The following is a 9,496-nucleotide window of genomic DNA, read 5'->3' on the forward strand; positions in this document are numbered from 1 at the left end:
CCGAGAGGGTAACAGGTGTTCAGTTTTCGACGCTGATTCCTACCTGTACCTGTTCACTTTTGCACGCTGATTAACAGGCCTATGAGCTGCGCGAGGGCGACGAGGTCATCCTTTCGCCCTACAGTTGGCGGCAGATCGGCCATGCGCTGGCCTGGTACGGGGTGCAACCGGTATTCGCCGATATCGACTACTATTCCGGCACCCTCTCCCTGAAAGGGGCCGGGCGCCTCGTCACCGAAAAAACCCGTGCCATCCTGGCGGGAAACACCAAAGGACACCCGGCCGCCTGGTCCGCCCTGCGCGAACAGGCCGACGCCGCCGGAGTGCTGCTCCTGGAGGATTCCAGCGAGGCCATCGGCTCCCGCTACCAGGAGCGGCTAGTGGGCAATTTTGGCGATTGCGCGATTTTCGACTTCTCCCAGCCTTCCGCCCTGCTCTGTGGCGACGGCGGCATGGTGGTGACCGATGACGACGAGGTGGCCAGCCGCCTGCGCCAGTATGCATCACGCAGCATTGCCGAGCGGATCTCCGTAGTGGCCGCCGCCCGCCCCCCATTGCAGGCCGGCATGAGCGATCTGCAGGCGGCGCTGGGTCTGGCGCAACTTGCCCGCCTCGACGGCATCCTGGCCCGCCGTCGGCAGATTGAAGCCCTCTACTATGAACACATGAAATCCTTTGAAGGCATCAAGGATCCTTACCGTGCCCCGGAAGCCACTGAGGTGCATTGGTTCGTCTACGAAGTGCATCTCGGCACGCGCTTCAGTCGCAGCAGCCGCGATGCCATCGTGGAAGACCTGCGCGCACAAGGCATAGAGGCCGCATCGTACTGCCAGCCCATGCATCTGCAATCCTATTATCGTGAACGCGGCGCCAATCGTTGCCCCACCGCGGAGCGCGTGGCCGATCGCACCCTGGTCCTGCCCTTTCACCCGCGCCTGGACGAGGAGGAGATCGCCTTCATCATCGAAACCATGAAAGAGTCATCTGTCCATGTCGGGGCGGGTGCCGCCATTTATTGAAGTTCTTTGACCATCCAGAAAAGAAGGAGAGTGCAATGCCCGTTGTATCCATCATGCCCAGCGGAAAAACCATTGAAATGCCGGCAGGAACCCGCTTAGTCGATGCCATCCTGGCTGCCGGCGAATCCATCGCCCAGAAATGCGAAGGCAAGGGCGAATGCGATAGCTGCCATATCTTCGTGCACGAAGGGCGCAAGAGCATTTCCAAGATTCAACGCAAGGAAAACGAGCAGCTTGACAGCATCGTCGGCGTTGGCAGCAAATCGCGCCTCGCCTGTCAGGCCATCCTGGGCGAGGAAAATGTCACGGTAGAACTCCTGGGCTTTGCCTCGGGGCTATGAGGAGCACACCATGGAACATTCCCTAGTCATGATTCACGTGCGTTTTGCCGCTGACGGTTCGGTTCAGGAGATTGGCGAGCGCCCGGCGGCGGCCAGCCCCCAGGCGTGGTTCAATCACCTGAGCCGCAACACGGTCAATGCCTACGAACCCCTCTCCGGAGGGAGGGGCTTGTTTCGCCTGGACCCGACGGTCCTCGAAGAGATGCAAGCCGCCTTTCTGCCCGTCACCACATAAAGGAAGCAAGCCCATGGGCAACGACCTGTCAGACATCCTCAACGGCCTCGCCAGCGGTCGCGTCATCCCCTACCTGGGCCCCGGCCTGTTGGCCGAGGCCGACGCGTCCATCCCCAGCGACCTGCCGACCTTGGCGGAAACCCTCAGCAGTCAGGTCACCGTCCCCCACCGGATCCGCCGGAACCTCACCGCGGCGGCCCAGTACATCGAGAACTTCAAGCACCGCAAGACCCTCAAAGGGCTGCTCGACAAGACGTTCTCGGCCGAAACGCCGGTGCACTCCCTGCTGCCGGACCTCGCCGCGATGCACTTGCCCCTCATCGTCCACCTCTGGTACGACGACAGCATGGCCCGGGCGCTGGCGGGCCAAGCCTCCTGGGGGCGCATTCAGGGTCTCAGTCAGAGCGAGCATTTCGGCCACTGGACCGGCTGTTACCAGGCCGATGGCCAGGAGACCGATGCCGCCGCGGCGGCGCAATGGCGCACGGTGCTCTATGAACCCTGGGGCTCGCTGAGCCCCGCCGGCAATTATCTCGCCTCCGACTCGGATTTTGTCGAAGTCCTGACGGAAATCGACATCCAGACGCCCATCCCCGCGATCGTCCAGGAGCTCCGCCGTGACCGAAACTTTCTCTTTATCGGCTGCCGTTTCAATGATCAATTGCAACGCAGCTTCGCCCGCCAGATCATGAAACGCTCGTCAGACCGCCATTGGGCCCTCATAGACGCCCCTCTGAGCCGCAACGAGGAGCGTTTTCTGCGGGAACAAAATATCCTCCCCCTGCCCCTCCCCATCACCGAGCTTGCCGGACGCCTCGCCGCCTAGCTTTCCGCGCATACCATGACCCCGGGTCCTTTCCGCCTATGCGGCAGGGAGGACCTTCCGCCACCGGAGTGCTCCCTGTGCTGGGAGCCCTTGGGGAGGGGCGCTAACCGGCCATGGACGGCCATTCAAGGACCAACCCCTGCCTGGAAATATCGGCTAAACCATTTTCGTAAGGCGACCAAACTCCAGATCGATTCCACCACGCCGAAGGGCCAAGTGCCGGCCATGAAACCGTAGGCTGCAGATCCCAGGCACGCTCCGGCAAATGCCAGGGTATACCAAGCAGAACGAGACTCCAGGGCGTAAAACACCATCATTAACGTGACTACCGAAGCGCCGTATAGCGTGAGCATGGGTCCATCTCCGTGACCATGACATTAGCGAGGGCAATTCATTGGACTAAGCCGCCTCAAGGCTCCGCTTTCTTGCTCTTCTCCCGTTGGCGCAAGAGCATCACCTCGGCCTGTGCCCCCAGGAATACATATAGCCCCAAGGCCACCAGCAATGCCGCCGCTGCCAACAGCAGCCATACCGCCAGCAGCAGATGTTGGGGGGCGTCCATGGCGAACTTGAAGACCAGCATCAGGCCCTCGATGGACACCGCGATGAGGATGGCCGCAATGAAGCGGGTGAGGGTGCGGCGCGTGGTGCTATGGCGGCGGATGTCCTTGCGCAGCAGCACCTCTTCTTCAAAAATGGTCTTGGCCAGATCAAAGACCGCCAGGGCCAGGGTGAAGAGGATGGTGGCCTGAAAGGGCGCGCTGAAATCGCCGAAATCGCCCTTGCTCGTCCACAAGGTGCCCAAGGAGAGCAGGGCGTGTCCCCCCAGCGCCATGCTGACGGTGAGCAGGCCCAGCGAGAAGAGCACGTAAAAGATCTTGAAAAATGGCTCAAAGCCGCGCCGGATGTCATCCTCTTCCAGCAGGGACAGGGCGCGATCCAGCTCGCTGTCGGCCACCACCAGCCCCAGCAGCCTGCCAGCCTCGTCGCGCACCGGTGCGGCGGCGGTGACGCAGACATTGCCCGTAGCCGAGGACAGATAGGGCGGGGTCAGGATCGCCTCCTTCGCATCCCGGGCCAGCCAGTAATAGGGGCGATGACTCCGGTCAATCCCATCGCCGCCCTGCGCCGGCTGGCGGCCACATTGTCCCCCACCTGACGCCCCTGGGCGTCCAGCAGGTAGCACATGTCCAGGAAGGGATGGCGGGCAATCAGGCAGGCCAGGGTGCGACGCTGTTCCTCCGCGCTTCCGGCAAAGAGCTGCGCGTGGGCCACCCCGCTGACCACGCCGCCGAGGAGGATGCTGAGGTCTTCACGCAATTCGCGAAAATGTTCAAAACGGTTCATGGCGCGGCCAGCCTCCAGTCGCAGAGTCGTAATGCTCCGTGGGCAAGCTGCAGCAAAGGCCATGCCACTTCGGGCGGGCGATGCCGCGCAGATCCGCCTGGAAAAAGAGCCGGACGGCGAAAACCCGACTGCGCCAAAGCCCCTGGCACGCAACGTGCATCACCAGGATTGATCATGGTTATGGTCAACCCTCCTCAAAGTGGCTTTCCGGGCGGCTCCCCCCGCCCTTTTTTACGCCTGCAACCCGGCGCCAAGCGGTGCGCCCCATGGCCGCGATCTGTGCGGGGCGCGAGGCGTTGGGGTCGGGGCCACGGGCCGCTCCTATGATGGGGCACGCGCATATTTGCACTAGCATGGTGCATGACGCGCATGATCTTGAGGCAAGCCTCCCGTTTCCCCGGCTCTCTGCGCCGCGTCAGGGCATGGAACATCTTCACGCTCCGCAAGGCACGCGCAGACTCGGGAAAAAGCCTCCTACAGCCTGCGGGCGCAGATTGGCATGGGATGTGCTAATGTTAATTACGAGAATGACGAAGGATGCCCTGCGGCTGGAACAGGCGGTATTCAAAGGGCGTCGCGCCGTGCCGGGAAGGGCCATCGAGGCCGCCTCGTGGACCTATTGCGCGCCAGCATGGTCCAATGGTCGTTACGCATCGCCAGGGCCAGGCACACGTTGACTGGCCAGTCATTGGGAAACAGCGGCATTGCCGCAAGGAGTGAGCAATGGCTTTGTTCGATCGCTATCAGGAGCGCTTCCTGCAGCAGCAGCAAGTCTCCATGTCCCTGGATGCCTATCTGGATCTCTGCGCCAAAGACCCCATGGCCTATGCATCCGCCGCCGAACGCATGCTCGCCGCCATCGGCGAGCCCCAGGTGGTGGATACCCAGGCCGACCCCCGCTTGTCGCGGATCTTCATGAACCGCAAACTGCTCACCTATCCGGCCTTCCAGGATTTCTACGGGATCGAGGACGCCATCGAAAATCTGGTGGCCTACTTTCGCCATGCCGCCCAGGGCCTGGAGGAACGCAAGCAGGTGCTCTATCTGCTCGGCCCCGTGGGGGCCGCCAAGTCGTCCCTGGCCGAGCGCCTGAAAAGCCTCATGGAACAGCATCCCATCTACTGCCTCGCCGCCGAGGGCCGCTATTCGCCGCTCTTCGAGTCCCCCCTGGGCCTCTTCAACCGCCAGGAGGACGGGCCGATCCTGGAAAGCCAGTACGGCATTCCCCGCCAACGCCTGTCCGGGGTCATGTCGCCGTGGGCGGCCAAGCGGCTGCGGGCCTTCGGGGGAGACATCCGCCGCTTCCAGGTGGTTCGCCTCAATCCATCGCAATTGCACCAGATCGCCGTCACCAAGGTCGAACCCGGCGACGAAAACAACCAGGATATTTCCAGCCTGGTGGGCAAGGTGGACATCCGCAAGCTGGAGGATTTTTCCCAGGACGACCCCGACGCCTACAGCTACTCCGGCGGCCTCAACGTCAGTACCCAGGGCGTGCTGGAGTTCGTCGAGATGTTCAAGGCCCCCATCAAGATGCTCCATCCCCTGCTCACCGCCACCCAGGAAGGCACCTACAACGGTACCGAAGGCTTTGGCGCCATGCCCTACCAGGGGATCGTCATCGCCCACAGCAACGAATCGGAATGGGCGGCCTTTCGCAACAACAAGCGCAACGAGGCCTTCCTCGATCGCGTCTATATCGTCAAGGTGCCCTACTGCCTGCGCGTGACCGAGGAGACGCAGATCTACAAGAAACTCATGGACAGCAGCACCCTCAGCGCTGCGCCCTGTGCGCCGGACACCATGGAGATGCTGGCGCAGGTGGCCATCCTCAGCCGCCTCAAGGAGCCCGGCAACAGCAGCCTGTGGTCCAAGATGGAGGTCTATGACGGCAAAACCCTCAAGGACAAGGATCCCAAGGCCAAGAGCATCCAGGAATACCGCGATGCGGCCGGGGTGGATGAAGGCATGGACGGCCTTTCCACCCGCTTCGCCTACAAGATCCTGTCGCGCACCTTCAACTACGACGAGAGCGAAGTGGCCGCCAACCCGGTGCACTTGCTGCACGTCCTGGAAACGCAGATCCGCGCCGAGCAATTCCCGCCGGAGACGGAAAGCCGTTATCTGGGTTTCCTCAAGACCGAGCTGGCGCCGCGCTATGCCGAATTCCTCGGCCTGGAGATCCAGAAGGCCTATCTGGAAAGTTATGGCGATTACGGCCAAAACCTCTTCGACCGCTATGTGCAGTATGCCGACTTCTGGCTCCAGGACGCGGAGTTCCGCGATCCGGACACGGGGCAGCTCATGGACCGGGCCCTGCTCAACGAAGAACTGGAAAAGATCGAGAAGCCCGCCGGCATCGCCAACCCCAAGGACTTCCGCAACGAGGTGGTGAACTTCGTCCTGCGCGTCAAGGCGGCCAATGACGGCAAGAGCCCGGCCTGGACCAGCTATGAAAAGCTGCGCGCCGTCATCGAAAAGAAGATGTTCGCCAGCACCGAGGACCTCCTCCCGGTGATCTCCTTCGCCGCCAAGGGCAGCGCCGAGGACCAGCGCAAGCATCAGGACTTTGTCGCCCGCATGCGCGAGAAGGGCTATACGGAAAAGCAGGTCCGTCTGCTGGTGGACTGGTACATGCGCTACCGCAAGCATCACTAAGGGCGATGCCCCCGGAGGGTGAAGCCATGAGCATGATCATTGATCGCCGCAGTTCCGGTACACGCTCCGCCGCCAACCATGACCGCCTCAATCGACGGGTGCGGGCGCGCCTGAAGGCGGCGGTGGAAAAGGTGGCGCAGTCGGGGTCCATCCCGGATCTGGCCAGCGGGGAAAAGCCCGTGCGCATCCCCGGCAAGGACCTCGCGGAGCCCAGCTTCCGCCGCGACTGGTCGGCGGGAGGCTGGGAGCGGGCGTTGCCCGGCAACAAGGAATACGGGGTGGGCGACCAGATCCGCAAGCCGGACGGCGGCGAGGGCGGCGGCCGCGGCCGGGAAGGGTCGCCGGAAGGGCTGGGCGATGATGAGCTGGACATCGTCCTCTCCGCCGACGAGTTCCTTGATCTCCTCTTTGAAGGCTTGGCGCTCCCCCATCTGCGCGATCTGGCCCAGGGGGAGATGGAATCCTCCCAGTGGCAGCGGGCGGGCTTCGTCAAGGATGGCTCGCCCTCGCGCATGCATGTGGGACGCACCATGCGCACCGCCCGCGCCCGCCGTCTGGCCCTGCGCGCCGGCAAAAAACGCGAGCTCAAGGAACTCACCGATGCGCGCGAGGCCCTGCTGGAGGAAATCCGCAGGCGCATCGATGCCGGTCAGGATGTCCTGGTGGAACGCAGCCGGCTCACCGAGCTGGATGCCGAAATCACCGTCCTCGAACGCAAGATCAAGTCCATCCCCTTCATCGACGAAAGCGATCTGCGCTTCGCCCACAGCGATCAACAGCCCCGTCCCATCACCCACGCGGTGATGATCTGCGTGATGGATGTCTCGGGCAGCATGGGCGAAGAGGAAAAGGACCTCGCCAAGCGCTTCTTTCTGCTCCTCTACCTCTTTCTCAAGCGCCATTATCGCGCGGTGGAGATGGTCTTCATCAAGCATCACACCGTGGCCACCGAGGCCAGCGAGGCCGAATTCTTCGGCGCCCGCGAAGGCGGCGGCACCCTCGTCTCGCCCGCCCTGAGCCTGGCCCAGGAGATCGTCGCCCAACGTTTTCCGGCCGATGCCTGGAACGTCTATCTGGCCCAGGCTTCCGACGGCGACAATTACACCGGGGATACCCGCATCGTCCACGAAGTCCTCCTGCGTCTCCTGCCGCAACTGCGCAATCTCTTCTATCTGGAAGTCCATCGCGATAGCGAAAGCGAGCTTCTGCAACTCTACAACGAACTGGCCGAAGTCTTTCCCGAGCTGATCACCGCCCGGGCCATGGAGCGGGAAGACATCTATCCGCTTTTCCGCGCCCTCTTCGGCGCCGAGGAGGCAGCCCATGCCTAAGCCCCTGTTTACGGACAACGAATGGACCTTTGCCCGCATCGAATCCACCACCGAGGCCATCGAGCGCATCGCCGCGGAAGCGCTGCGGCTTGACACCTACCCCAACCGCATCGAGGTCATCAGCGCCGAACAGATGCTCGACGCCTACGCCTCCATCGGCCTGCCGGTCTATTACGCCCACTGGTCCTTTGGCAAACAGCGGGCCATCGAATCGGGGCAATACCGGCGCGGCGAAATGGGCCTGGCCTATGAGCTGGTCATCAACAGCAATCCCTGCATCAGCTATCTCATGGAAGAAAACACCATGACCATGCAGACCCTGGTCATCGCCCACGCCGCTTTCGGGCATAACGCCTTTTTCAAGAACAACCGCTTTTTCCAGCAATGGACCGATGCGGAAGGGATCCTCGATTACCTGCAGTTCGCCCAGCGTTACATTGCCGAATGCGAGACTCGCTACGGCATCGACGGCGTCGCCGAGGTGCTCGACGCCGCCCATGCCATCAGCCGCAACGGCATCGACCGCGCGCAGCGCCCCAAACGCCTGTCCGCCGGAGAAGAAGAACGCCGCCGCCGGGAGCGGGAGCGTTACCTGGAGCAGCAATTGCTGGAGATCTGGCGCACCATTCCCCACGAGGCCCACGCGAGCCCGCCGGAAAAAGGCGGCTTTCTCAGCGAGCCCCAGGACAATCTCCTCTACTTCATCGAGAAGAACGCCCCCCACCTGGAGACCTGGAAACGCGAAATCCTGCGCATCGTGCGCAAGATCACCCAATATCTCTACCCCCAGGGCCAGACCAAGATCATGAACGAAGGCTTTGCCTGCTTTGTGCATTACCACATCATGCACTGTCTCCACAGCGAGGGGCTGATTACGGACGGCGCCCTCCTGGAGTTCTACGCCAGCCATACGGCCGTCATCTTTCAGCCGGATTTCGATGACCCGCGCTATTCCGGGATGAACCCCTATGCCCTGGGTTTTGCCATCTTCCGGGATATCCAGCGCATCTGCCTCCAGCCCAGCGCGGAAGACCGGCGCTGGTTCGACTTTGCGGGGGATCCCGACTGGATCAGACAGATCCACTTCGCCATGCGCGAGTTTCGCGACGAGAGCTTTGTCCTGCAATACCTCTCGCCCAAGGTCATGCGCGATTTCCACCTCTTTGCCCTGCGCAACGATCCCGCCGCCGAACACTACGAGGTCTCCGCCATCCATGACGATGCCGGCTATCGCGAGGTGCGCGCGGTCCTGGCCCGGCAGATCGCGGCCAGCAGCCGGCCCCCGGACATCCAGATCGTCGAGGTGGACCGCTGGGGGGATCGGCGCATGATCCTCCAGCAAATGGACGACAGCCCCCTGCACCGGGCGGAAGCCGAGAGTACCCTGGAGCATCTGCGTTCCCTGTGGGGTTATGCCGTCCATCTGCAGGGCGACGCCCTGGACGTGCTGGTGGAATAGCCGTTCTGCGCGGATTCCGGTGCGGGTTCGCTTGGCACGGAATCTGCATCAATGAGACCGGTAATGCTCATGATTACCCTCCTCTATGTAGCTTCCAGGGTGGCCCAGGCCACCTTTTTTTATTTTGGACTCGGTATCCTCCGAAAAATACCCTGCCGACCTTCGGTTGAACGGGAAGCAACCATCCTGGACAAGATCCCGATCTGTTAATCAGCGTGCAAAAGTGAACAGGTACAGGTAGGAATCAGCGTCGAAAACTGAACACCTGTTACCCTCTCGG

The 9,496-nt window shown here is 62.3% G+C and carries 9 protein-coding genes; 7 read left to right on the plus strand and 2 right to left on the minus strand.

What is annotated here, in order from left to right; all coding sequences use genetic code 11:
• The first annotated feature begins 86 nt into the window (after nt 1-86).
• From ACP5MM_RS09335 to ACP5MM_RS09350, 4 genes are read left to right on the plus strand one after another with little or no spacing between them, the layout of a single operon-like run.
• Nucleotides 87-1,019, plus strand: coding sequence for a DegT/DnrJ/EryC1/StrS family aminotransferase (locus ACP5MM_RS09335; protein WP_427934494.1), 933 nt, complete (start codon nt 87-89; stop codon nt 1,017-1,019).
• A 35-nt stretch (nt 1,020-1,054) separates the two neighbouring features.
• The gene (locus tag ACP5MM_RS09340; RefSeq protein ID WP_427933202.1) at nt 1,055-1,360 is read left to right on the plus strand and encodes a 2Fe-2S iron-sulfur cluster-binding protein; all 306 of its coding nucleotides are present in this window, start codon (nt 1,055-1,057) and stop codon (nt 1,358-1,360) included.
• A gap of 10 nt (nt 1,361-1,370) precedes the next feature.
• Nucleotides 1,371-1,595 (plus strand): hypothetical protein, encoded by a 225-nt coding sequence (locus ACP5MM_RS09345; protein WP_427934489.1) that lies wholly within the window; start codon nt 1,371-1,373, stop codon nt 1,593-1,595.
• 13 nt (nt 1,596-1,608) lie between these two features.
• Nucleotides 1,609-2,421, plus strand: coding sequence for an SIR2 family NAD-dependent protein deacylase (locus tag ACP5MM_RS09350; RefSeq protein WP_427934490.1), 813 nt, complete (start codon nt 1,609-1,611; stop codon nt 2,419-2,421).
• A 409-nt stretch (nt 2,422-2,830) separates the two neighbouring features.
• On the opposite strand, the gene ACP5MM_RS09355 is transcribed toward ACP5MM_RS09350, so the two are convergent.
• Together ACP5MM_RS09355 and ACP5MM_RS09360 are read right to left on the minus strand one after the other, a co-directional pair.
• A complete protein-coding gene (locus tag ACP5MM_RS09355; protein ID WP_427934492.1) occupies nt 2,831-3,415 on the minus strand; it encodes a hypothetical protein in 585 nt (194 codons plus the stop codon).
• Between the two features lie 56 nt (nt 3,416-3,471).
• Complete coding sequence (locus ACP5MM_RS09360; protein ID WP_427934493.1) at nt 3,472-3,768, minus strand: hypothetical protein; 297 nt, start codon at nt 3,766-3,768, stop codon at nt 3,472-3,474.
• Between the two features lie 723 nt (nt 3,769-4,491).
• On the opposite strand from ACP5MM_RS09360, the gene ACP5MM_RS09365 reads away from it, so the two are divergent.
• Genes ACP5MM_RS09365 through ACP5MM_RS09375 form a run of 3 tightly spaced genes read left to right on the plus strand, consistent with a single transcriptional unit; the run spans nt 4,492 to nt 9,216 of the window.
• Entirely contained in the window at nt 4,492-6,426 is a 1,935-nt protein-coding gene (locus ACP5MM_RS09365) for a PrkA family serine protein kinase (RefSeq protein ID WP_427933210.1), read from the plus strand.
• Nucleotides 6,427-6,452: 26 nt separating this feature from the next.
• The gene (locus ACP5MM_RS09370) at nt 6,453-7,757 is read left to right on the plus strand and encodes a DUF444 family protein (protein WP_427932183.1); all 1,305 of its coding nucleotides are present in this window, start codon (nt 6,453-6,455) and stop codon (nt 7,755-7,757) included.
• Complete coding sequence (locus ACP5MM_RS09375) at nt 7,750-9,216, plus strand: SpoVR family protein (RefSeq protein ID WP_427932185.1); 1,467 nt, start codon at nt 7,750-7,752, stop codon at nt 9,214-9,216. The genes ACP5MM_RS09370 and ACP5MM_RS09375 overlap by 8 nt, the downstream gene beginning before the upstream one ends.
• The last annotated feature ends 280 nt before the right edge of the window (nt 9,217-9,496 follow it).

The organism is Acidithiobacillus sp., assembly GCF_049965315.1.
Taxonomy (GTDB): Bacteria; Pseudomonadota; Gammaproteobacteria; order Acidithiobacillales; family Acidithiobacillaceae; genus Acidithiobacillus_B.